Raw genomic sequence first — 23,558 nt, 5'->3', positions numbered from 1 at the left:
GTATCCTAGGGTTTGGTTGAAACGATTATTTTTTCTTGCCCAGGCCGGGCAGGCCAGGGAAACGGGGGGCGCCGGAACCCAGACCGGGCAGTGCCGGTCCGCCGGAGGATTTGAGCAGGGCGCCGACATCACTCGGCAGCGCCTTTTGCGCGGGGGCTTCTGCGCCTTGCAGGCCCTTGAGCTGATTGGGGTCGATACCGGCCTGACGGGCCATCTGTTCGATCTGGGCGGGGTCCATCTTGGAGAGGTCCGGCATGGAGCCCATGCCCCCCATCATCTGGCCCATCTTGCCACCCATCATGCCGCCGAGCGCGCCCATGCCACCCTTGCCGACCTTTTTCATCATGTCGGCCATCTGGCGGTGCTGCTTGGCCAGCTTGTTGATTTCGCTGACTTCAACGCCCGCACCGGCGGCAATGCGCTTGCGGCGGCTGGCATTGAGCAGGTCAGGCGCGGCGCGCTCTTTCTTGGTCATCGAATTGATGATGGCAACCTGACGATCGAACACCTTCTCATCGATATTGGCGCCGGCCATGGCTTTTTTCATCTGGCCCATACCGGGCATCATGGACATCAGGCCGCCCATGCCACCCATCTTCTTCATCTGCAGCAGCTGATTGCGCAGATCTTCAAAGTCAAAGGAGCCCTTTTTGAGCTTCTTGGCCATCTTCTGCGCGTCTTCGGCAGAGACGTGCTCGGCGGCCTTTTCGACCAGCGAGACGATGTCGCCCATGCCCAGAATACGGTCGGCAATACGCGATGGATGGAAGTCTTCCAGCGCGTCCATCTTTTCGCCGACACCGATCAGCTTGATCGGCTTGCCGGTAGCCGCGCGCATCGACAGTGCCGCGCCGCCACGGCCATCGCCGTCAACGCGGGTGAGCACGATGCCGGTGATATCGAGGCGCCCGTCAAAGGAGCGGGCGACGTTGATGGCGTCCTGACCGGTCAGCGCATCAACCACCAGCAGGATTTCGTGCGGGTTGGCGATGTCCTTGATGCTGACGGTTTCAACCATCAGTTCTTCATCGACATGGGTGCGGCCGGCGGTATCGAGAATGAGAACGTCATAGCCACCCAGACGGCCTTCGCGCTCGGCGCGGCGGGCGATTTCGACAGGGGTTTCGCTGGTGACGATGGGCAGGGTGTCGACGCCAACCTGTTCGCCCAGCACGCGTAGCTGCTCCATGGCAGCGGGGCGGCGGGTATCAAGCGAAGCGAGCAGAACTTTTTTCTTCTGCTTGTCCTTGAGGCGCTTGGCAATCTTGGCGGTGGTGGTGGTCTTGCCCGAGCCCTGCAAGCCGACCATGAGCAAGGTCACGGGGGCCTTGGCATTGAGGTCGATGGCAACGGTGCTTTCGCCCAGCACGGCGACCAGCTCGTCATGAACGATCTTGATGACCTGCTGGCCGGGGGTCACCGAGCGGGTGACCTCGGCGCCAACGGCGCGATCCCTGACCTGGTCGACAAAGGCACGGACGACTTCGAGAGAGACGTCGGCTTCGATCAGGGCGCGGCGAATTTCGCGCATTGCTGCGTCTACGTCGCTGGCACTCAGTGCTCCGCGACCGCGCAGTCCGTCAAAGATTTTGCCAAGCCGGTCTGAAAGGCTCTCGAACATATTTTGTCCTCTTCTCTATCGGGCAATCCGACGAGATATGGGATCCATCAGTCCAAACGCCAAGCACACCCACGGGCGCAACGCGCTGGTGGGTGGTGGCCTCCGGGATCGTCTATACCCGTAAGGGGTCCCGGTCGGCTGGTCAGGAGCAAAGCCTGATGAATGGGGTGGCTGTAAGTCAAACCAACCGCGGAGTCAAGAAAAGCTGGTCTTGGCTCAGACCTTGAAGGCAATCCGCAAACCGCCCCAGTGTCGGCCATTGATAGTGATGGGTGCCGAGCAGTCCTTCATCAGCGCAAACTGCCCGCCGCCCATGTCCCGTCGGTAGGTCTGGAGCAGGAAGGGCTTGGTCGAGCGGCCCGCTGACAGGCCCGTGCGATCGTCGAAAATGCGCCGATTACGACAATTGGCAGCGTTCCAGACCGGGTCGCCCCCCTGCGGCTGGGAATAGACGGCATTGTGGGTCGGCAGATAGCCATTGCGATCAACCGCCGCGCAAAAGGCGATGCGCTTGTCGAAGTCCAGCACAGGCTCCTGCAATGCGGGCAGCACCTGATCGGTGAAATCGGTAAACCGGGTGGTCACCTGCTGCGGGTCGGTGCCCTTGATCGGCTGATAGTGGTCGTCAAACAGATCGGCCATGCCGATCTTGCCGCGGGCGACGGCGTCTGTGAACACGGCGGCGATCTCCCCCGCCTTGGCGCGGGCCAGAGCGATATAGGGGGCGTCGGCGGTGTGGAAGCCGCTTTCGACCAGGAACAGCATGAAGTCCTCTGAAATGGAGAGGATCGACTGGGTACGGGCTTCGGCCAGTTCCAGATGGCCGCGGCCGGCGGCTACACCATCGGCGAGTGCGGACAGTTCAGTCTGCATTGTGCTGAAGCCGGCAATGGACTGCTCGACGGGCTGGGCCATGGCATCGATATCGGTGACCAGACGGTCCACCGACCCCACCAGCGCTTCCAGGGTTGCTGTCGCTTCGGCAGCGGCGCTGGTGTCGGCGATGGTCTGCTCGGCCGCCTGTGAATTGCCCCTGGCCTGGGTACGCAAGGCATCGAGCGCCGCGGTCAGATTACCCAGATTGCCGGTGGTCTGGGTCGAAAATTCATGGATCTGGTCGGCCAGGCCCTTGACCGCATTGGCGATGATGGCAAAGCCCCGCCCGGCATCGCCAGCCCGGGCCGCCTCCACCGAGGCATTAAGGGCCAGCAATTTGGTTTCGCGGGCAATCTGGCCAATGGCCGTGCTGGCGGTCTCGACATTCTTGACCGAACCTGAGACGCCATCAAGCGTGGTCTGAATATGCAGTGCGCCATCGGCCATGGCGGACAGCGTGATTGTGGTGCGCTGCACGGTGCCCGAGATGGCCGAAGCGCTCTTGTCGAGCACGGCGCGTACTTCGGCGGCGGCCTGCCGGCTGGTGCCCATGGTGCGGCTCAGTTGGGCGGCAGCGGCGTTCATGCTGGCGGCCGCGCTCTGTGTGGCCTGCGCCTGGCTCTGCTGCTGCCCGCTGAGTTTGGAGAGGTCGGCGATCAATCCGGCGACGTCGGCTATCTCGACGCCCAGCCGTCCGGCGCGGTCACCGATATCTGACTGAGAGTCGGCGTGTTGAACCGACACGGTGGCTTCGGCGGCAATAGCTGACATTGGTCCCCCCCAGGCGCGCAACATCACAAGCCTAGCGGGCAATCGGTAAGGAATGATTAACCATGTTCTTGCGCAGGCGCGCTGCTGAGCGGTGTCGCGCTGTCGCGCTGTCACCTTGCCGCAAGCTGTCCGGCAGATGAATTGGCGAGCAAAATGATGAGCAAAGCCTAACTTGTTCGCCGTGGCCGGCGCTGCCAGCCTGCAGTGGAACCGAGGAGGATCACCATGAAACCGCTAATCAACGTCGCCATCGTCCTGCCACTCCTGCTGGTGTCCGGCTCGGCCTATGCCGTATCGACGCCCGAACAGGTGTTGGGGGATCCAAACCGTCCCGTGGCCGCCATTGCTGCTGCGCTGGACGTTACCCCGATGCAGTTTGCGACTTGCTTTGCCGGGGTGACGCCGGCCCGCACCGCCGCTGAACTCATTGGTGCGCGTGAACTGGACAACAAGGCTGTGTTGCTGCCCTGCCTGCAAGCTGCCAATCCTGAAATCGACAATGCCCGGCTTGACGGGGTGATGGATAAATACCGGGGCCCGGCACCGCGCCCGTAATCTAGAGGCCGCGGCCGGTGAGCTTCATCAGCAGGCCCCGCAGACCGGCGGGCATGTTGAGCACCAGGTGCTTGACGGCGGGGCGCAACAGGCGGTCCCACAAATTGAGCACCAGCAGACCGCGCGGGGTCACGGGCAGGGCGTAATCCTTGACCGTCACCGTTTCGGTGGCCCAGGTGCGCTTATAGGGCATGACCGGTACCATCAGATCGGCGCCGCGCAGGCCCCGATCAGCGCAGGCCCGGATGACCTCGCCAAGATGCAGCTTGCCCGGGCTCTCATCGGAATTTGAAAAGTCGCGGCTGGCGACAAAGGCGTAGTAACGCTGATTGTGGATGAAGCCCCATTGCTCGGCAATGGCTTCGCCCTTGTGGTGCAGCGACATGGCCAGCACCGGAATATCCTGGCGGCCCGCCAGTGACTGGCAGAAATCGGTGAAGGCGCTGTCGCTGAAGGCGCGGGACGTCAGCCCCTGATCCCTGAGCCGTTCGGCCCGGCCGCTCAGCGTGCGATTGATTACGCCCAACCGGTCCTGGGTGGTCTCGGCGATCTGGTGGCAGACCGCACCATCGCGCTCAAGCCGGTTGCGGGCATTGCGCATGTTCTTGCGGGTCTTGGGCTTGATGGTGGCAAAGTAGCGATTGAAATCGCTAAAGGCATCAAGCGCCACATAGGGGGCGCCCTGAACCGTGCCGGTGACGATGTGGTCGGCGGGCATGCCCCGCGCCAGAACACTGTCGCTGCGCACCTTGAGAAAGCTGACGGCATCGCAGGGCGCGGCCTGAATGGCGGCGCGCAACAGCCGGGCCACTGCGCCAGCGGGTTCAATACCGGAGGCCACCATGACATCGGAATACTGGCTGAAGGCGTGCCCGATCGGGGCCAGCACGGTGCGCACGCGGGTACGAATCCGCTCCAGCGGCAATACGGCCAGCAGGCGCTTGCCGTCAAAAATGGTCACAATGATAGGGTCGAATTCGTCATTGCCGCGCGCGGTTTCGAAATCGAAGACGGCGCGGGCCCAGCCGCAGCTTTGAAACAGCACGGCCCCGTCGGCCTGAGTCTCCAGACCTTCCCATTGCGCAGCAATCAGCTCGAGCCCAGCGCGCGTGTTGATGATCTCGGTGCGCAGATCGTGATGCACGGCCTGGGTGTCGAGTACCAGCGTGGGGCGGCCGCTGCGGCGTTCATTGGTTCTGGGCAGGGCTGAAAGGGAGGTCATTTGCTGTAGGTATGACCTTGGATGTCCCGAATGCCTTCGGGCGCATTGGGATCAACCTGGAAGTCGACCGTGTAGACCTTCTTCTTGTGTGGGTTGAGCGGGCTGAACTTGACCGCTCCGGCCAAGGCAAGCTTGGCGTAATAGGACAGGCCGGACACGTTCTGGTTGAGCTTCTTGAAGCCCGCCTTGGAGCGCAGAATCCCATTGGCGTAATTGACTGCATAATGGCGGCGCAACTCATCGCTCCAGTGCTCGGTGGTGAAGCTGACATTGAGCATGTTCTCATTGACTACGCGGTGCGGCCCGTTGAGGGGCCAATGCGCCATCTTGCCTGCTTCGAGCATGTGCACTTCAGCATAGTCGTCGAACCATGGTTCAAACGGCATGTCGGTTTCACGCGCCTGACCCAGAATCAGGTTTTCCAGTGCGGGCTGGGAGAGGAAGGGCGGCGTGTTGGGATAGATATAGACCTTTTTGGTGCCACGGACCTGCCACAGGCATTGGCCGGGCACGTCGGCATGATACTTTACCGAGACGTTGGGCGAAGAGATCAGCAGGGTCATGTTGCGCTTGTAGGACTTGAAGCCCGGTACGCGCTCCTCAAACTCGTCATAGAGCGCGTTGAGCATATCGCCATAGCCAGCATCAATCTTGGCGGGTTGGGTCAGATTGATCCAGATATTGCCGGTGCGCACGATCTCAAGCACCTCGGCGCCAGACAGATCCTTGATCTCGCCTTCGCGACGCTTGGGGGGATTGCCCGGGGTCTTCTGCGAGTAATTGACGTGATAGCCATCGCGCGGCGCGGCATCGATCAGGCGCGCCAGCGCATCGTCGGTGAACAGGGGAGAGGCCGCCAGGCTGTGGCTGAGCGCCAGGGTGTGCTTGCCAAACAGCGATGGGAAATGCGGCTGCCAGTCGGTAATGATCTGGTCTGTGCGCATGGGCATGTTCATGGGGCCGGGCTCCAAAAAATCTGCAATTGCGTGCAATTTTCACGATCTGGAACAAAGTTAGCTCAAAACCGGGGTACTGGCCCGCACTTGCTGGTCGGCTGGTTAAGCGGCCATGAAGAGTGAAACCCTTACAAAATATGAATAATTCGCTGTTTAGGGGTGCCCGAAGGCACTCCGTACACGGGGGGTGGTGGCCGCTGATCAGGGCGACCACTGGCATTTTTTGGCGGCATCAGCCATATAGGGTCATTCCTTCCGATACTGGGCGAGGCAGACTGTGGACGGCGCGCCGTTTCTCAAGATGAACGGGCTGGGCAACCAGATTATCGTGGTCGATATGCGCGGCCGCGCCGATCGGGTCACGCCTGCTGCTGCCATCGCCATCAATGCCATGGCGGGCACCAAGTTCGATCAGATCATGGCCATCCATGACGCCCGCACGCCGGGTACCGCGAACTATATCGAGATCATCAATTCCGATGGCAGCCGGGCGCAGGCCTGCGGCAATGGCATGCGCTGTGTGGTGCAGGCGCTGACGGCCGAATTGGGCGTGCAGCGCTTAACCTTCGAGACCGTGGCCGGTCTGCTGTTCGGCGAAGAGCAGGCCGATGGCATGATCACCGTCGATATGGGCACGCCCAAGCTGGCCTGGTACGACATTCCGCTGGCCGAAGAATTTGCTGATACCCGCAAGATTGAGCTGCAGATCGGGCCGATCGATGCACCGGTGCTGCATTCGCCGTCGGTAGCCTCGATGGGCAATCCGCACGCCACCTTCTGGGTGGGCGATGATGTGTGGAGCTTTGCGCTGGACCGGTTCGGTCCCATGCTGGAAAACCATCCGATCTTTCCCGAGCGGGCCAATATCTCGCTGGCGCAGGTGACTGCCCCCGACAAGATGATCCTGCGCACCTGGGAGCGCGGCGCCGGGTTGACCGAAGCCTGTGGCACGGCGGCCTGTGCAGCGGTGGTCAACGGCGCTCGCACCCGCCGGACGGCGCGGGCAGTTACCGTGACGCTGCCAGGCGGCGACCTGCATGTTGAATGGCGTGCTGATGATCACGTGGTGCTGACCGGGCCTGCCGAACGCGAATGGACCGGTATTGTGGACCCGGCCACCGGGGTCTGGGTGCGCGACGAGGTCGCGGCCTGATGGCGGTTGAGACGCTGACATTTGGTTGTCGCCTGAATGCCTATGAAGCCGAGGTGATGAAGTCCGAAGCGCAAAAGGCCGGGCTCGATAATGCGATCATCGTCAATACCTGTGCGGTGACTGCCGAGGCCGTGCGGCAGGCCAGGCAGACGGTGCGCAAGGCACGCCGCGACAACCCGCAGGCACGCATCATCGTCACCGGCTGTGCCGCGCAGACCGAGGCGCGCAGTTTCGGCGACATGGCCGAGGTCGACCTGGTGATCGGCAATCACGACAAGATGCAGGCGGCAAGCTACGCTCCGATGGCGTTCGGCACCCCGCTCAATGACAAGGTCCAGGTTAACGACATCATGAGCGTGCGGGAGACCGCCGGCCATCTGATCGAGGGCATGGATGGTCGGGCGCGCGCCTTTGTGCAGGTGCAGAACGGCTGCGATCATCGCTGCACCTTCTGCATCATTCCATTTGGCCGGGGACCGTCACGGTCGGTGCCGATGGGGCTGGTGGTCGATCAGGTCAAAAAACTGGTCGACAATGGCTGTGGCGAAGTGGTGCTGACCGGGGTGGATATCACCTCCTATGGACCGGACCTGCCGGGCGCGCCCACCTTGGGCAAGCTGACCCAGTCCATCCTGCGCCATGTGCCGGACCTGCCGCGTCTGCGGATTTCGTCGATCGACAGCATCGAGGCCGATGAGGCGCTTTATGACGCTGTCGCCAGCGAGAAGCGGTTGATGCCACATATGCATTTGTCGCTGCAGTCCGGCGATGACATGATCCTTAAACGCATGAAGCGCCGGCACAGCCGCGATGGCGCGCTGGCGATCATGGCCAAGTTGCGAGCGCTGCGGCCCGAAATGGTGTTTGGCGCCGACATCATTGCCGGCTTCCCGACCGAGGATGAGGCCATGTTTGCAAATACGCTGGCCATTGTGAAAGAGGCCGATCTGACGCATCTGCACGTGTTTCCCTATTCGCCGCGCGAGGGGACGCCTGCCGCGCGCATGCCCCAGGTCAGCAAGAAGCTGGTCCGGGATCGGGCGGGCCTGTTGCGCGCCGCGGCCCAAGCGCAGTTTCAGGCGTTGTGCGCCAGTCGCGTGGGTCAGACCGAGCAGGTGCTGATGGAGCGCGGCGGGCAGGGCCGGAGCGAACAATATATCCCGGTTCGGGTGGCCGGTACGCAACCGGGAGCGCTGCTGACCGTTCGGATCAGTGGTGTGACCAAGAATGGTCTGGTTGGCGAAGCGGTGCGCAAAGCTGCCTAAAAACAAGAAAGTCCACCAATGACCGACAAGAAACCGGGATTTTTCAAGCGCCTGTTTGGTGGCGATGCGCCAACGCCAACGCCAGCTGAAACAACTGTGCCACCCGTCGAAGAGACGGCTGTGCCCGACATTGCGGCGGTGACACCCGATGCTGTGGTGCCCGAACCCGCGCCCGAAGTGACGCCAGCGTCGGAGCCCACGCCAGTTGAGGCACCAGAACATGTTCCTGTTCCAGGCCCGCCCGAGACCACGCCGGACTATGTCGAAGAGGTCGAGGAAAAGGCAGCTCTTGCGGCGCAACGTGCAGTGATTGAACCGCCGGCTGCGCCCGTCGAGGCTGAACCCAGGGGCTGGTTTGCGCGCCTGGCGTCAGGTCTGAAACGCTCTTCAGATCAGCTCACGGGGTCGATCACCTCGGTGTTCACCAAGCGCAAGCTCGACAATGCGACGCTTGAAGAGCTCGAAGACATACTGATCCAGGCCGATCTGGGTATCGATACGGCCACCACCATCACCGAGACGCTGCGTCGCGACCGGTTTGACCGCGATGTATCGGGTGAAGATGTGCGCGCGGTGCTGGCGGCCGAAGTTGAAAAAGTGCTCGGTCCGGTAGCATTGCCGCTCGAGATTGACGCCAGCCAGAAGCCGTTCGTCATCCTGATGATCGGGGTGAACGGGTCGGGCAAAACCACGACCATCGGCAAGTTGGCGCAGAAACTGGCCGACGAGGGCAAATCGGTGATGCTGGCCGCCGGCGACACCTTCCGCGCCGCGGCCATCGAGCAATTGCAGATCTGGGGTGATCGGACAGGGGCCAGTGTGGTGTCCCGGCCGGCGGGGTCTGACGCCTCCGGGCTGGCCTTTGATGCGGTGACGCAGGCGCGGGCCGAAGGGCGCGATGTGCTGATCATCGATACGGCGGGCCGGCTGCAGAACCGCGACGAGCTGATGAATGAGCTCGAAAAGGTCATCCGCGTCATCAAGAAGGTCGACCCCAGTGCGCCGCATGCCACGCTTTTGACGCTGGACGCGACCACCGGGCAGAATGCGCTCAAGCAGGTCGAGATTTTTGGCCAGCGTGCCGGGGTGACCGGACTGGTGATGACCAAGCTCGATGGCACGGCGCGCGGCGGCATTCTGGTGGCGATCGCCAAGAAGTTTGGCCTGCCCGTGCATTTCATCGGCGTGGGTGAGAGCGTCGGCGATCTCGAAGCTTTTACCGCTGCGGACTTTGCTCAGGCGATTGCCGGGCGCGACTAGCCCTATTGTTACCATGCTTGGTGCCTACCAGCCCTTGCATGGTGGGGCGCTGGCGCTCACATTGCCCCGATGCCGAACAGAGAAATGCTCAATGTCTGAAAATGCCAAGCCCGAACCCGCCGAACCCGAGGTCAACTGGGACGAACTGCGTCCGCAGTTGATCAAGATGGCGCTGGAGCTGGGCCCTCTGGTGATCTTCTTTGTGGTCAATGCGCGGGTCGACATCTTCGCGGCAACGGCCTGGTTCATGGGCGCGATGGTCATTTCGCTGGTGCTCAGCAAGCTGATCCTGAAAAAAATCGCGGTGATGCCACTGGTGACCGGCGCCGTGGTGCTGGTGTTTGGCGGGCTGACGCTGTGGCTGCAGGATGACACCTTCATCAAGATCAAGCCGACCATCACCAATGGGCTGTTTGCCGCGGTGTTGCTGGGTGGCCTGCTGTTCAAGCAGTCGCTGCTGAAATACGTGTTTGGTGATGTCTACAAGCTTCAGCCCGAGGGTTGGAGCAAGCTGACGATGAACTGGGGTCTGTTCTTTGTGGTGCTTGCCATCATCAATGAAGTGCTGTGGCGCAATTTCTCCACCGATTTCTGGGTGGCGTTCAAGGTCTGGGGCGTGATGCCGCTGACCATTGCGTTCTCGATCAGTCAGCTTTCGCTGCTCAACAAATATGCGCCACCGGCCGAACCCCAGCATGTGCCGCCCATCGTGGTGGATAGCTGAGGCGCCCAGAGCGCCCCAGCTAGTGGTCGTTGGTCAGCCGAACAGGCCGATGACCACGCCTTCGATCAGCAAGACACCGAGCAGATAGCCGCCATCGATCATGGTGCGCGCCCAGGGCGCGCCCTGGTAGCGGTGGTTGAGCACCATTGAGGTGATGACAAAGCCCAGCCACATATGGGCGCCCACGATCAGCCCATTGGTGACGTTGGTCGCCTCGGTCAGCATCGGGGTGAGCAGGGCGATGAAATAGGCCATCACGAAGATGCACAGGACCGACCACAGATAGGGCGTGTAATCGGCGCGGTCGATCTCGTCCATTGTCTTGCCGATGGATGCAACCCATTGCTTGCCCAGCACCATATACCAGGCAGCACCGAAGGCCCAGGCGGCCACTGTGGCCAAAATCACGGCCAGCCAGTTAACGTCAAAATGCGACATGCTGTTCTCCCCCCAAATTGGATTAGCGGGGACAGCCTAGCCTTGCCTGTGGCGCTTGGGTAGAGGCGCTCAGAGCCCGCCCATCTTGCACAGCAGGGCCCATTCTGCATCGCTGACCTTGGAAACGGAGAGGCGCGAGAGCTTGACCAGTTCAAGCTCGCTCAATTCCGGGGTCGCCTTGACCGTGGCCAGAGTGACCGGCTTGGGCATGGGTTTGACAGCGGCCACATCGACGCATTCCCAGACCACTTTGCCCTTGGCATTGAGATCGGCCGTGCTGTCGGGGTGCGCGGTAGCCACCACTTTCATGATGCCGACAATCTCCTTGCCGATATTGGAGTGGTAGAAGAACGCCTCGTCGCCCAGCGCCATGGCCCGCATGTTGTTGCGGGCCGCATAATTGCGCACGCCGCCCCATTCTTCGGGTTCATTGCGGGTTGTCTTGGCCTGCAGATCGTCAAACGAAAACACGTCCGGCTCGGACTTCATCAGCCAGTAGGCCATCGATATCAGCCCCGCTTGGCCATGTGATCGATCGCCAGGTTCCAGCGCTTGACCTCCCAGGAGGCAAACACGCCCTGCTGCACGAAGGGATCAGCGGCAAAGGCGGTTTTGGCCGCCTCAAGGCTGTCGGCTTCGAGCACCATGACCGAGCCTTCGGGCTTTTCATTGTCGTCCCACAGCGCACCAGCGGCGACGAGCTTGTCGCCCAGACTGTTGAGGTGTTCCAGATGCACGGGACGCACGGCCAGGCGTTGCTCAAGATTGTCTGGCTTGTCCTTGCCGATGAATACAAACAGCATGTTGGGTCTAATCCTCGCGTTTGAGTGGGCGGGCCATCAGCCCGGCTACCACGGTAGCAATATTGGCGTCGCCGCTGAGCACGGCGTGCATGGCGGCAATCAGGGGGGCGTCGACATCCAGGCTCTTGGCCAGGGCGTCGGCAACCGGTGTGGTGGCAACGCCTTCGGCCAGCTTGGCGCCCGAGGCGATAATCTGCGCAACAGTCTGGCCGCGGCCCAGCGCCATGCCGAACTGGTAATTGCGCGACTGTACCGAGGTGCAGGTCAGCGTCAGATCGCCCAGACCGGCCAAGCCGGTCAGCGTGGTCGCCGAGCCGCCCATGGCTTTGACCATGCGGGCCATCTCGGCATAGGCGCGGGCAATCAGGGCCGAGCGGGCCGAGGCGCCCAGACCGGCGCCATCAACGGCACCACAGGCAAGGGCATAGACGTTTTTCAGCGCGCCGGCGATTTCAACACCGATGCGATCATCGCTGGCATAGGGGCGGAAACTGGGTCCGGCGAGCGCGGCGGCCAAGGCGGAGGTCTGATCGGCGTCGTCACCGGCCAGGGTAACGGCAGTGGGCCGACCCGCAGCAACGTCGGCGGCGAAGCTGGGGCCAGACAGCACGTAGGGGATGGCGTCGGGCGCCATATCGAGCAGGATTTCGCTCTGGCGATCCAGTGTGCCGGTTTCGAGCCCCTTGGCCGAGAGCACGACGGGTCGGTGCGCCAGCAAGGCGGGATTAAGTGCGCCCAATGCGGCGCGGCTCGATTGGGCCGGCACGGCCAGAATAATGATATCGGCGGGTGTGGCCTGCATGCTGGCGCTGACGGCCTGGTGCAGGATCTGCTCGCCGAGATAGCGCTGATTGGTGTGGCTGGTATTGATCTCGTCGACTTGGCTGGCGTCGCGCACGACGAGGCGTACCGTGCGGCCTGCCATGGCGGCCGCCTGCGCCAGTGCGGTCCCCCAGGCACCGCCCCCGATTACCAGTACGCTATCAAGTGACATTGGTGGCCACCTTCATGTCGGGCAGGTCGAGCGGCCAGCGCGGGCGTGCGGTGACGTCGAGCGGATCCCTGACCCCCAGGGCAAAGCGTTCAGCGCCCGCCCAGGCAACCATGGCGCCATTATCGGTACACAGCGCAATGGGCGGTACGATCAGCGCCGCACCTTCTGCCTGGCAAGCTGTGCTCAGTGCGCTGGCAATGGTGCGATTGGCAGCGACACCGCCGGCAACCACTAGTTGCGGCTTGGCATCGGGCAGTTCGGCCTTGAAACGCTGCAGCGCCTGTGTGGACCGGAATGCGATGATTTCGGCAACCGTGGCCTGAAAGCTGGCTGCAATATCGGCGACGTCCTGATCGCTGAGCGGGGCCAGCGCCTCCGCCTGCAGGCGCACAGCGGTCTTGAGACCGGAGAATGAAAAATCCAGCCGTGCCTCGCGTAGCAGGGGGCGGGGAAACTTGAACCGTCTGGGATCGCCCTGCCTGGCGACCGCTTCAACCGCCGGGCCGCCGGGATGGCCCAAAGTCAGCAGCTTGGCGACCTTGTCGAAGGCTTCGCCCAGCGCATCATCTATCGTGGTGCCCCAGCGTTCGTAATCGCCGACGCCGCGCACCAGCACGAACTGGCTATGCCCGCCCGATACCAGCAGCATCAGATAGGGAAATGCCACGCCATCGGTCATGCGGGCAGTCAGCGCATGGGCTTCAAGATGATTGATGGCCAGCAACGGCTTGTCGAGCGCGGCAGCGAGGGCCTTGGCGGTGGTCAGGCCCACCAGCACGCCCCCGACCAGGCCGGGGCCAGCCGTGGCCGCGATCGCATCAATATCGGCCAGCGCGATATCGGCCTCGCGACAGGCCTGGGCGATGATATGGTCGAGATAGGTGACATGGGCACGCGCGGCCAGCTCTGGTACCACGCCGCCGAATGCCGCATGTTCATCGAGCTGACTTCGGACCACATTGGAACGAATCGTTGAGTGGCCGAATTGGTCTCGTACAACAATTGCGGCTGCGGTTTCATCGCAGCTGGTCTCGATGCCAAGGATTATGGCTGGCGCTTGCCCGGTCACGATGAACTGGTTACTCCCTGATGGGTGTCTCTGCCTACTATAGGACCAAATCACATTGCAATCGCCCCAAGCTTTCGCCCGGATCGGAACACGCGGCAGCCCGCTGGCGCTGATGCAGGCGCGTCTGGTGCGCAGCCTGCTCGCTTCAACCCATGGGGTGAGCGAGGACGACATCGCCATTGAGGTCCTCTCGACGGGCGGTGATCGCAGTCAGGCCAGCAATGCCAGCCTGAGTGACATTGGTGGCAAAGGGCTGTTCACCAAGGAAATCGACGACGCCATGCTCAGTGGCCGGGTCGATATCGGCGTGCATTCAAGCAAGGATGTGGCGACGCGCCTGCCCGATGGGTTGGCGCTGGTGGCGTTTCTTGAGCGCGAAGATGTCCGCGATGCCTTTTTGTCGGTCAAAGTGCAGAGCATTGATCATCTGGCCGAGCGCGCCAAATTCGGCACCTCCTCGATTCGGCGGGCAGCGCAGGTCCTGCGGCAGCGCCCCGATCTCGAGATCGTGCCGTTCCGCGGCAATGTCGGTACCCGGCTGCAAAAACTGATCGATGGCGTGGCCGACGCGACGTTGCTGGCCATGGCCGGGTTGAACCGGCTGGGTGAAGGCCATCGGGCCACGGGCCAGCTGGACCCCGAGATTTTCATGCCGGCCCCGGCGCAGGGCGCTATCGGGCTGGCGGTGCGTAGCGATGACAAGCGGATGGCCGCGCTGGTCTCGGCGCTTGATCATGCGCCAACCAATATGACAATCACCGGCGAACGGGCCATGCTGGCCATTCTGGATGGCTCCTGCCGCACGCCTGTAGGGGCGTTGAGCAGCTTGGCGAACGGGCAGCTGACGCTGAAGGGCCAGATCTTGAGCCTGGACGGGCAGACCGCGTTCGACAGTACGGCGAGCGGCACTGACCCGCTGGTGGTGGGGCGCGCCGTGGGTGAGGACCTGCTCAAGCAGGCCGGGACCGAATTTCTCGCCAAATGGGCACAAGCATGAGCCAGATGCTGATCACCCGTCCCGAGCCGGATGCGCAATCAAGCCTGGCGCGGTTGCAGGCCCTCGATATCGAGGGCGTTGCGGTGCCGTTGATGGAACGGGTGACGCTTGATGTCAGCCTGCCGCCCGCCGATGGATTCGCGGCGGTGGTGCTGACCAGCGCCAATGCGGTGCGCACGCTGGTGGATCGCGGTGTGGTCGGCGATTACGCGCATTTGCCGGTTCTGGCAGTGGGAGATCGGACCGCGCGCGATGCAGAACAGGCCGGGTTTGCCCGGGTCAGCAGTGCTGCCGGTGCATTTGGTGACCTGGTCAACGCCATTAGTCTGTCGGGCCTGAAAGGGCCGCTATTTTATCCTACAGGCAAACATCAGAGCGCTGATCTGGCCAAGGCCCTGGCGCCGATGGGTGTCATGGTCGCCACCGCCAAGGTCTATGACATGGTGGCGATCGAGACATTGCCGACAGGTGTGCTGGCCGCATTGGGCGATGGTGGCATCGGGGCGGTGCTGGTCTATTCGCGGCGGACGGCCGAAATTTTCGCGCAATTGGCGCAGAGTCTGGACCGCGCACAGCGGCAGAATCTGGGCATGTTGTGCATGAGCGAAGCGGTGGCAGAACCGCTGCTGGAAGCCCATTTCAATCGCATTGGTCTGGCTGATCGGCCCGACGAAGAGGCGATGATGGCGCTGGCACTGGGTTTTGCCCGCGCCCAAACTGGGTCATAGTCGAAGTGAACAAGAGGACTAGCTGAGATGGCGGATAGCAAGGACCCCAAGGCAAACGAAGCCCGGCCGGGTGCGGTCAAACCGCCAGTGCTTGATCTCAAGGCACGAGCGGTGGGTGCCGAGGCCAACAAACCCGAGCCGAGCAAGAGTGATGCTGGTGCCACCAGCGCCGCCAGTGCCGCAGGCGCCAGCAAGCCAGCCGGGGCGAATGCACCCGGCACTGGCGCAACTGGTTCATCGGCATCGGCCGACAGGCCCAAGCCAGGCGACAAGTCGACCGAAAAACCCAGGTCCAAAGCGGTGGTTGAGGAAAGCTCGGGCTTTGGCTTTGGGGCAGCGCTGGTAGGCGGTCTGTTGGGTCTGGGTGCTGCCTATGGTCTGGCCTATGCCGGCCTGTGGCCGACGCCGCCCGCGCCGGTTGCCGTGGCCGATCCGCGCCTGGCGGATTTTGGCAAGGCCATTCCTGAACTCGAAACCGTGACGCAGACAACGCAGTCTGAACTGGCCACGCTCAATCAGCGTATTGCCGCGCTGGAACAGGCCGAACCTGCTGTGGCGCCCGAGGCTGCCGCTCCACTCGATCTGGGTGGGGTTCAGAGCGACATTGCGGCGCTGAGCGCCCGGGTCGATAGTCTGGCCGAAGCGCCAGCCACGGCTGCCAATAGCGGTGCGGTTGATGCGCTACGCGGTGATTTTACCGCTCTGGGTGGCCGCATTGATGAACTGGCTGCCCGGGTTGGCACCGCCGAGGCCAGTCTGCGCACACTTGAAGGCACTGTCAGCGAAACCAGCGCAACGCTGGCCAAGCAGCCCGGTGATATCGGGGCGGTGCTGCAATTGCCGCTGATCCTGTCTGGGCTCGAGACTGCCTTTGCGACGGGGCGCCCCTACGAAACCGAACTTGCCACGCTGCGGGCCGCGGCGCCCAAGGCTGACATTCCCACCCTGATTGCCAATCAGGCGGCGCAGGGGCTGACCCGTCCCGACGTGATCGCGCGCGAATTCGATGCCGTGTTGCCAGCCATTCTGGCGGGCCGCCCGAGCGATCCCGATGCGCAGTGGCAGGATGGTGCGCTGGACTGGCTGGCCGGGGCCATCGCCCTGCGGCCGACCGGCGAAATTGACGGCGATACGCCCGATGCCATCACCTCCCGGTTGATTGGGGCGGTGGAGCGGCGCGACTTTGCCAGCGCGCAGAGCCTGCTGGAAAGTCTGCCCCCGGCCATGCAGGCGGCGGCGGGCGATGTACCCGCGCTGATTGCTGAACAGGCGCAGGCCGAAGCCTTTCTGCAGAGTCTGCGCAATTCGGCGCTAAGCGGCGAGGTCGCGCAATGATCCGTCTTGCTTCCTGGATTGTGGGCAGTCTGATCATTGCGGCGCTGGCCGCCTGGATGATCTCGCTGCCGGGCACGCTGACGCTGGAGGTGGCGGGCTATCGCATGCAGCCGCGGCTGGGCGCGGCGGTCTTTATTTTCATCGTCGTCGCCATCGTGGTGATCTTTGTCTGGGCGATTGTCCGGCGCATCATTTCGGCGCCGCGCGCCATGGCGCGCCGGTCGCGTGAGCGGCGGCGCGAGCAGGGCGTGGAAGCACTCAGTGATGCCATGATCGCGCTGCAGGCCGGTGACCCTGCCCGTGCGCGTGCCCTGGCGCGCGATGCGCAGGCGCGCCTGCCCAGTAATGCTGCTGCCAAGCTGCTCGAAGCACGCGCGGATCTGGCGCTGGGCGACATGCCCGCAGCGCGTGAGCACTATCGGGCTCTCATCGCCAGCGACCAGACGGCTCTGGCGGCGCTGACAGGGCTGTATGATCAGGCCAGCGCGCAGCAGCGACCTGATGCAGCCCTGACCTTTGCGCGCAAGGCGCTGAACCTGGCTCCCAATAGCGGTTGGGCCGCCGAGGCGGTGTTTGATGATCTGAGCCGGCGCGGGCAGTGGGCCGATGCGGTGGCAATGGTCAATGCCGAGCAGGCGGTGAGCCGCGAGGATCGGGCGCGCAAGCGTCGTCGTCAGGCGGTGATTGAAACCGCGCGGGCGCGCGAGGCCGAAGCCAGCGCGCCGCTTGAAGCGCTCGAGCACGCACTGACCGCCCTCAAGCTGCTGCCGGACTTTGTGCCAGCGGCGCTGATCGCGGCACGCATTCACATCAATCGCGGCGATACCCGCAAGGCGATGAGCCTGCTGCGCCGCATCTGGCGCGCCACCGGTCATCCCGATATCGCTGCGCTCTATGCTCACGCCCAGCCCGGCGCCTCGGCTGTCGACCGGCTCAAGCGGATGGGCGAGATCATCGAGACGCCGCCACCGCATCGCGCGGCCGGCATGGCTTTGGCCCGGGCGGCGATCGATGCCTATGACTGGTCTCTGGCGCGCAATGCGCTGGCGCCCTTTGAAGGTCCGGACGCCACCCAGGGTGTCGCCAGCCTGATGGCCGAGATCGAAGAAGGCCAGAATGGCGATCAGGGCAAGGCGCGCGAATGGCTCGCCCGTGCGGTGCGGGCGCCGCGTGATCCGGTGTGGACCGCAGATGGCATGGTCAGTGACGAATGGGAGCCGGTGTCGCCGGTGACCGGACGGCTGGATGCCTTTGAATGGAAGGTGCCCATGACCGCCACCATGACCGCCTCGGCGCGTACGGGTGAGGGTCAGCCTGCACAATTGCCGAGCCAGGCTGCCTTGCCTCTTGCACCGGCCCAAAACCCAACGTAAAAGGCCTCCCGTTGCCGCATTAGCTCAGTTGGTAGAGCACATCATTCGTAATGATGGGGTCAGGTGTTCGAGTCACCTATGCGGCACCATCCCTTTTGACGATCTGGCTGACTCGTGTGCCGCTGCTGATGGTTCAGCCGCAGGTGCTTCTTGTCGAGTGATTATGCCCCGGGCAGGTCACGACCCGAGGCAAATGGCCATCGCCGTTTCAGCAGGGTTCTGCCTGCAGGGCGGACAGGGCTGTCTCGTAAGCCTGGCGTGCCGAGGCGCCGACGCGGCGATTGTCGGTGTCGGAGACAGTCTGGGAGAACAATTGCTGGCGCTCGGCCTGGGTCGAGAGGAAGAACGGAAAGCGCTGCGCCACGCGCGAGCGGATCGAATCCACGCTGGCCGAGAATAGGGCGACCGGGAAGTGCAGATCGGGATAGGTCCGTTCCTCACTCAGCCGCTCAGAGCCAAACACGCGCTTGTAGAAGGCGCCATGTTCGGTGCGCACGAGTGCCAGACACTGATCGGCCTGAAACTGCACCGATGCCATGGCAGCAATGCGCAGCGTCAGGAAGGGCAGGGCCGGATAGGCCAGCGAGGCTTCGTGATCGGCCGTAAAGCGGCTGGGATCAATGAAGGTCAGGCCGGTGTCAAGCATGGGCCCCAGCACATCAGGGAACACCTTCATGCTGGGTGAGCGACGGTGGGTCGCTGTCAGATGGTGCAGCCGGATCGAGCTGACCAGTTGGCCATCGATATAGATGCCAAAGCTCATCGCATTGGGTGCACGATCAAGGTCGTCAATGCAGATCTCTTCGGGATTGTGATCCATGAACCCTTCGCGCGTGTAAGCGCGATAGCGGAGCTTGTAGATGGGATCGTCAATCACGCCGGGATCAACCCGGGCATAGCTCACCTTGTCGAGAATATCGAGCAGGGCGCCCGCGAAACGGGAAGGTGTACCGGCTTTGGCGGCAGCGGCACTGTCGGGGTCGATAACCATGAATTGCTCACTGTCCCACTCTGATACGGACAGGGTAACAATTGCTTAACCATTTTATAAGCTGAACGCGTATTCTTGGTTAATCGAGGGAACTTAGCGCATGATCAGTGGCGGGCGCCGGCGCGCTTGGCAATGGGTTTGAGATCGCTGCGATGATGGGCCTGCAGCAACCGGGTCATGGCCTCCAGATTGAGCGGCGGACCATAGACAAAGCCCTGGATCTGATCGATTTTGGTTTGTGAGGTCAGCAGGTTGAGCTGTCCTTCGGTCTCAACCCCTTCGACCGTGATCTTGAGATCGAGGTCCTTGCCCAGCTGGGCAACATTGGCCAACAGGCGCAGAGCCTGGGGATCGGCTTCGATGTCGATTACAAAGCTGCGGTCGATCTTGAGCTTGGTCAGGGGTAAGGCCTGAAGGTAGCTCAGCGACGAATAGCCGGTGCCAAAATCATCAAGCGCCACGCCCACGCCCTTACGGCACAGGGCGGCCAGCGCCATGGTGGCGGCTTCGCGTTCCTCGATGACAGCTGACTCTGTAACCTCGATTTCGAGGCGATGGTGCGGCAGGCCCGAGACCTTGATGGCGTCAAGGACCATGGATTCCACATTGCACGCCCGGAAGTCGCGGGCCGAGAGGTTGACGGCAATCGTGGTGTCGCCGGGCCAGGTGTTGCAGTCCCGGGTTGCCATGGCCAGAACGGCACGGGTCAGATCGGTGATCAGGCCAGTTTCTTCGGCAATGGGAATGAACAGGGCCGGCGAAATCGGCCCCAGCTCGGGATGGTCCCAGCGCGCCAGCGCTTCACAGCCGACAATGCGGTTTTTCCGGGGATCGACCACTGCCTGATAGGCCAGGGTGATCTCGCCCCCTGCAATGGCCTGCTTGAGGTCCTGCTTGAGTTGCTGGCGCAGCTGGTACTCGGTGTCCATGCGCTCGTGGAACTGCACAACCTTGGCCTTGCCGGTGCCCTTGGCGGCGTAGATGGCCAGGTCGGCCTTGACCATAAGGCTTTCCAGATCGTCGCCACTATTCTCGCTGATCACCATGCCGATACTGACATCGACCACCATGCTGCGGTCGGGCAGGCGCATTTCGGCACCCATGCTGGCCAGCACGTGTTCGGAGCGTTCGGCCAGGAATTGCGGGGCGATGCCGTCGGCGCGAAAAGCGATGAACTCGTCGCCGCCAAGTCTGGCGCAGATGGCGTTTTCGCCGAATGCCAGAGGCAGGCGGCGGCCCATTTCGGCCAGGACGCTGTCGCCGGCGATATGACCCATTGTATCATTGATGTGCTTGAAGTCGTCGACGTCCACGATCCACAGCGCCACATGGGTGGGGTGTCCGGTTTCGCGCCGTTCGCGCAGAATGGCCTCAACCTGCTGGGCAAAATAGGCGCGATTGGGCAGGTTGGTCAGCGCGTCATAACGCGCCATATAGCTCATGCGCTCTTCAGCGATGATGCGGGCCGAAATGTCCTCAAACAGCAAAACGGTCTTGGGACCGCGCGAGGATACCGAAACTTCAAAGTGCCGGCCGGGTCGCACACTGAGCAAGAGCTTGCCGCTGGAATGGGCGGCGATCAGCGAGCCTAATTGATCGCGCGCCGCCTTGGGCATGGCCTGGCTGTCGACAGCCACGTCGAACAGTTCGCTGGCGGGGCGGCCGATCCAGCTTTGGGAATTGGGCAGGTTAAAGGCCTGCAGGGCCTGACCATTGGCCACCTCGATGGTGCCCGCATTGTCGAGCATCATCAGGCCGTGTTCCAGCGTGGTCAGGGCGGTATCGAGCTGAGTGGCGAGAGCAGAGGCCGCAAGGCGACCATGCACAGCGCGCAGCAGAATCTGGCGAGCGCTGCCGGCAATGCGGCGTAGACTGGCAAAGAAGGGCAATAGCAGCAGGGTCAGCAGGGCGTAATAGATATTGCCAACCAGCAACAGGCCGAGGGCCAGCGGCACGGCAATGAGCAAGACCTGGATGGTCATCAGCCGGTCGATGGCAAAATTGCGCTGTGACACGCCCACCAGCACCGAGACCGAGACCGAGGCGGCGGTCAGTTCGGCAAACGGGTCATCGACCAGCCAGAAGCTGACCATACACCATGTTCCGTAGATCAGGGCGATGGCGGCGGCGCCAATGGTGGCGCGGATTTCCCAATGCAGGGCAAGACGGACATTGGTGTCGGAGAGTTGAACGGCGTCAAAGGCGCGCATATCGGCATTACGCACCAGCCCGACCAGAATGAACAGGCCAACAAAAGCGCCCAGGATCATGGAACGTGCTTCAAGGGCCGCGACGGCAGCAGCCAGCGCGGAGCCAAAAGCGCCAAACAGCATCGAGCGTCGATCCGCATACAGGGAGCGGATCATGGACACATAGTCTACTGGCGGCAAAATCTTGTGGGCGGCTTCAAACACCATTGCCCGTTCCTAATTCCCCGATTTCCGGCGCTAATAGCAGTCCGGATCGGGTCTGTGGATACCGTTAACTGACGGCTCGTGGTCTAGATACGCCGGAATTGGCGGCCCTTTGCTTGTGATCAGTCAACAGCAGGCCGGTTAAGATGGTCTTGCTGTTGGGCCGTACTTGTCCGTATGCGCCATATTCCGTTGGCCAGAGTGAATCCCTGCTTAACTTCGGGGCCGGCTCTATTGCACGGCCGCGCCTGGTGGAGCGTTCCAGTTCGCCTTGAGTTGGGCAATGGCAGTCTGGGGCCGCATGGTTTCATCGCTCCAGAATGCCTGGCTGGTGGCCCAGATCTGCTCGATCCAGTCGGCCCGGGCGGTGAGATGCGGCGTCGGCAGGGCAAACCGGGGGCGGTCCAGTGCGCTCAAGAGCATGCCCGAGCAAGGGTCGACAGCGCCCTGGGCATCAAAGCGGATCGGGGTGGACCCCTTGGCGGCGGCAAAGGCGGCCTGATTGGCTGGGTCAACCACAGCGTCGGCAAAGGCGCGGACGGCCTTGTTCATGGCCGGCGTCGTGGCATTCATCAGGCCCCAGCTATCGATGGTGACCGGCAGGGCCCTGGCGCCGGGCAGCAACATGCAGCCATAGTCGGTGTCGAGTTGCTTGCCCGCGGCACGCCATTCGCCCTTCATCCAGTCGCCCTGGATCTGCATCAGTGCCTGGCCCGAAATCACCATATTGGTGGCGACGTTCCAGTCCCGGTCGCGCGCGCCAGGATCGGCGGCCTGCTGGAAACGGCGCAGCCAGACAAACACCTCGGCCAGGTCTGGATCATCGAGTGCGGCCTTGTCGGGGGTCGCACCATAGAGGGCCTGATAGAGGTCGGGACCGCCCAGGGTGGCGACCAGGGAGTGGGTCAGATAGCCGATCTGCCAGGTTTGCGCGCCGATGGCGAGCGGCAGGTATCCGGCATCGCGAGCCGCTTCCATATCGCGCCACATGGCGTCCAGACTGGTCCAGTCTCGCGGGTCGATGCCGATTTCGGCGGCGATGGCATGGTTGTAAAAGATGGTGGCATCGGCGTGGATAGTGGCGGGCACCTTGAGAATGCGGCCATCAATGGTGATGGTATCGCGCACCACTTCGGGCAGGTTCTCGAGCAGGCCATTGGCGGCAAACTGGGCATCGAGCGAGAGCAGTTTTTGGCGCTTGTGGAGGGTGCGATAGATCGCCGGCGGCATGTGCAGGAAGACATTGGGGCTGGTGCCAAGCGCGATCAGGTCCAGCACGGTGGTGTTGGCATTGGTGTCGTGCGGAATGGCCAGCGGCACCCATTGGTCGCCATTGTCCTCGACCGCGTGGCGCAACACATTGAGCGCCGCCAGTTCGGCAGGTGATCGCCAGTCGTGAAATACGACAAGATGTTCAGCCTGGGCGATAGGCGCGCCCAAAAGGGTCACTGCGAAAAATGCAGCCAGTGTTTTGGTCCAAGCGATGCGCTGTTCCTCCCGGCGCTGTGTCAGCGGGCCTGCCGACCGCGTTAATTGCGGTTCTGTAAGACTGTGACCCTGCACTGATGATCTGGTCGCCTGTGCCTGGCGCAATTGCCAGGCCTTTGGTGACACAAACTGGCGGCAAGCTGTTGCCGCGGCGTTAATCGCAGTGCCTTGGAAGCGTCGCTTTGCACGCTTATTGATGGCGGCGTTAACAGACTGCCAATGGGTGATTTATGGTTGAGAAGCTGAACGATGCCGCCCGCGAGACGGCTCTGCGCGGGCTCAATGGCTGGATCTATGATGCAGCGGATGACGCCATCAGCCATGTGTTCAAGTTCAAGGATTTCTCCGAGGCGTTCGGCTTTATGAGTCGGGTCGCGCTGGCGGCGGAAAAGGCCGGTCATCACCCGGACTGGTCCAATGGCTACAATGTGGTGCGGGTGAAATTGACGACCCATGATGCGGGCGGGCTGAGTGCCAAGGATGTGGCGCTGGCCCAGGCTATTGATCGCATCGTGGGCTGAGCCT

The 23,558-nt window shown here is 62.7% G+C and carries 22 protein-coding genes and 1 tRNA gene; 11 read left to right on the top strand and 12 right to left on the bottom strand.

The annotated features are described in order from the left end of the window. Positions 1-25: 25 nt before the first annotated feature. Positions 26-1,621, bottom strand: coding sequence for a signal recognition particle protein (gene ffh, locus KD146_RS16525; protein ID WP_212659930.1), 1,596 nt, complete (start codon positions 1,619-1,621; stop codon positions 26-28). A 216-nt stretch (positions 1,622-1,837) separates the two neighbouring features. Further along, entirely contained in the window at positions 1,838-3,268 is a 1,431-nt protein-coding gene (locus KD146_RS16520) for a methyl-accepting chemotaxis protein (protein WP_212659929.1), read from the bottom strand. A gap of 225 nt (positions 3,269-3,493) precedes the next feature. On the opposite strand from KD146_RS16520, the gene KD146_RS16515 reads away from it, so the two are divergent. After that, on the top strand, positions 3,494-3,823 hold the full coding sequence (locus KD146_RS16515) for a hypothetical protein (protein WP_212659928.1): 330 nt from the start codon (positions 3,494-3,496) through the stop codon (positions 3,821-3,823). A gap of 1 nt (position 3,824) precedes the next feature. Here KD146_RS16515 and KD146_RS16510 read toward each other — a convergent pair whose 3' ends face one another. Together KD146_RS16510 and KD146_RS16505 are read right to left on the bottom strand one after the other, a co-directional pair. Continuing rightward, positions 3,825-5,045 carry a GNAT family N-acetyltransferase gene (locus tag KD146_RS16510; RefSeq protein WP_212659927.1) on the bottom strand — a complete coding sequence of 407 codons (1,221 nt, stop codon included), beginning with the start codon at positions 5,043-5,045 and terminating at the stop codon, positions 3,825-3,827. Then, positions 5,042-6,001, bottom strand: coding sequence for a hypothetical protein (locus KD146_RS16505; RefSeq protein WP_212659926.1), 960 nt, complete (start codon positions 5,999-6,001; stop codon positions 5,042-5,044). The genes KD146_RS16510 and KD146_RS16505 overlap by 4 nt, the downstream gene beginning before the upstream one ends. 301 nt (positions 6,002-6,302) lie before the next feature. Between KD146_RS16505 and dapF the strand changes: the two genes are divergently transcribed. The 4 genes from dapF to KD146_RS16485 all read left to right on the top strand — a co-directional run bounded on the left by dapF (position 6,303) and on the right by KD146_RS16485 (position 10,403). Next, positions 6,303-7,154, top strand: a complete 852-nt coding sequence (gene dapF / locus KD146_RS16500) for a diaminopimelate epimerase (protein ID WP_212660086.1) — start codon at positions 6,303-6,305, stop codon at positions 7,152-7,154. Beyond that, positions 7,154-8,419 carry a tRNA (N(6)-L-threonylcarbamoyladenosine(37)-C(2))-methylthiotransferase MtaB gene (gene mtaB / locus KD146_RS16495; RefSeq protein ID WP_212659925.1) on the top strand — a complete coding sequence of 422 codons (1,266 nt, stop codon included), beginning with the start codon at positions 7,154-7,156 and terminating at the stop codon, positions 8,417-8,419. Before dapF ends, mtaB begins: the two co-directional genes overlap by 1 nt. An 18-nt stretch (positions 8,420-8,437) precedes the next feature. Next, positions 8,438-9,679, top strand: coding sequence for a signal recognition particle-docking protein FtsY (gene ftsY / locus KD146_RS16490; protein ID WP_212659924.1), 1,242 nt, complete (start codon positions 8,438-8,440; stop codon positions 9,677-9,679). 91 nt (positions 9,680-9,770) lie between these two features. Beyond that, positions 9,771-10,403 (top strand): septation protein A, encoded by a 633-nt coding sequence (locus tag KD146_RS16485; protein ID WP_212659923.1) that lies wholly within the window; start codon positions 9,771-9,773, stop codon positions 10,401-10,403. Between the two features lie 33 nt (positions 10,404-10,436). Here KD146_RS16485 and KD146_RS16480 read toward each other — a convergent pair whose 3' ends face one another. From KD146_RS16480 to tsaD, 5 genes are all read right to left on the bottom strand, one after another. After that, positions 10,437-10,841 (bottom strand): DUF1761 domain-containing protein, encoded by a 405-nt coding sequence (locus tag KD146_RS16480; RefSeq protein WP_212659922.1) that lies wholly within the window; start codon positions 10,839-10,841, stop codon positions 10,437-10,439. 69 nt (positions 10,842-10,910) lie between these two features. Continuing rightward, a complete protein-coding gene (locus tag KD146_RS16475) occupies positions 10,911-11,345 on the bottom strand; it encodes an EVE domain-containing protein (RefSeq protein ID WP_212659921.1) in 435 nt (144 codons plus the stop codon). A gap of 5 nt (positions 11,346-11,350) precedes the next feature. Beyond that, positions 11,351-11,644, bottom strand: coding sequence for a YciI family protein (locus tag KD146_RS16470; RefSeq protein ID WP_212659920.1), 294 nt, complete (start codon positions 11,642-11,644; stop codon positions 11,351-11,353). Between the two features lie 7 nt (positions 11,645-11,651). Then, positions 11,652-12,638 (bottom strand): NAD(P)H-dependent glycerol-3-phosphate dehydrogenase, encoded by a 987-nt coding sequence (locus KD146_RS16465; protein ID WP_212659919.1) that lies wholly within the window; start codon positions 12,636-12,638, stop codon positions 11,652-11,654. After that, positions 12,628-13,686: a tRNA (adenosine(37)-N6)-threonylcarbamoyltransferase complex transferase subunit TsaD gene (gene tsaD, locus KD146_RS16460; RefSeq protein ID WP_427857121.1), complete on the bottom strand. Its 1,059-nt coding sequence runs from the start codon at positions 13,684-13,686 to the stop codon at positions 12,628-12,630. The genes KD146_RS16465 and tsaD overlap by 11 nt, the downstream gene beginning before the upstream one ends. Before the next feature lie 76 nt (positions 13,687-13,762). Between tsaD and hemC the strand changes: the two genes are divergently transcribed. The 5 genes from hemC to KD146_RS16435 all read left to right on the top strand — a co-directional run bounded on the left by hemC (position 13,763) and on the right by KD146_RS16435 (position 18,229). Continuing rightward, a complete protein-coding gene (gene hemC, locus KD146_RS16455) occupies positions 13,763-14,704 on the top strand; it encodes a hydroxymethylbilane synthase (RefSeq protein WP_249327933.1) in 942 nt (313 codons plus the stop codon). After that, entirely contained in the window at positions 14,701-15,432 is a 732-nt protein-coding gene (locus tag KD146_RS16450; protein ID WP_212659917.1) for a uroporphyrinogen-III synthase, read from the top strand. The genes hemC and KD146_RS16450 overlap by 4 nt, the downstream gene beginning before the upstream one ends. Before the next feature lie 27 nt (positions 15,433-15,459). Continuing rightward, entirely contained in the window at positions 15,460-16,767 is a 1,308-nt protein-coding gene (locus tag KD146_RS16445; protein WP_212659916.1) for a COG4223 family protein, read from the top strand. Continuing rightward, on the top strand, positions 16,764-18,140 hold the full coding sequence (locus tag KD146_RS16440) for a heme biosynthesis protein HemY (RefSeq protein ID WP_212659915.1): 1,377 nt from the start codon (positions 16,764-16,766) through the stop codon (positions 18,138-18,140). The genes KD146_RS16445 and KD146_RS16440 overlap by 4 nt, the downstream gene beginning before the upstream one ends. A gap of 13 nt (positions 18,141-18,153) precedes the next feature. Next, a tRNA-Thr gene (locus KD146_RS16435) sits at positions 18,154-18,229 on the top strand. 119 nt (positions 18,230-18,348) lie between these two features. Here KD146_RS16435 and KD146_RS16430 read toward each other — a convergent pair. The 3 genes from KD146_RS16430 to KD146_RS16420 form a co-directional block, all read right to left on the bottom strand. Continuing rightward, positions 18,349-19,131 carry an N-acyl amino acid synthase FeeM domain-containing protein gene (locus KD146_RS16430; RefSeq protein ID WP_212659914.1) on the bottom strand — a complete coding sequence of 261 codons (783 nt, stop codon included), beginning with the start codon at positions 19,129-19,131 and terminating at the stop codon, positions 18,349-18,351. 104 nt (positions 19,132-19,235) lie between these two features. Beyond that, positions 19,236-21,548, bottom strand: a complete 2,313-nt coding sequence (locus tag KD146_RS16425) for a putative bifunctional diguanylate cyclase/phosphodiesterase (protein ID WP_212659913.1) — start codon at positions 21,546-21,548, stop codon at positions 19,236-19,238. Between the two features lie 228 nt (positions 21,549-21,776). Further along, the gene (locus KD146_RS16420; protein WP_212659912.1) at positions 21,777-22,994 is read right to left on the bottom strand and encodes an ABC transporter substrate-binding protein; all 1,218 of its coding nucleotides are present in this window, start codon (positions 22,992-22,994) and stop codon (positions 21,777-21,779) included. Between the two features lie 269 nt (positions 22,995-23,263). Between KD146_RS16420 and KD146_RS16415 the strand changes: the two genes are divergently transcribed. Then, the gene (locus KD146_RS16415) at positions 23,264-23,554 is read left to right on the top strand and encodes a 4a-hydroxytetrahydrobiopterin dehydratase (RefSeq protein WP_212659911.1); all 291 of its coding nucleotides are present in this window, start codon (positions 23,264-23,266) and stop codon (positions 23,552-23,554) included. The last annotated feature ends 4 nt before the right edge of the window (positions 23,555-23,558 follow it).

It is taken from the genome of Devosia litorisediminis (assembly GCF_018334155.1).
In the GTDB taxonomy this organism is placed as follows: Bacteria; Pseudomonadota; Alphaproteobacteria; order Rhizobiales; family Devosiaceae; genus Devosia; species Devosia litorisediminis.
The sequence above is the reverse complement of the archived record's forward strand: the minus strand, read 5'-3'. Positions and strand labels throughout refer to the sequence as shown.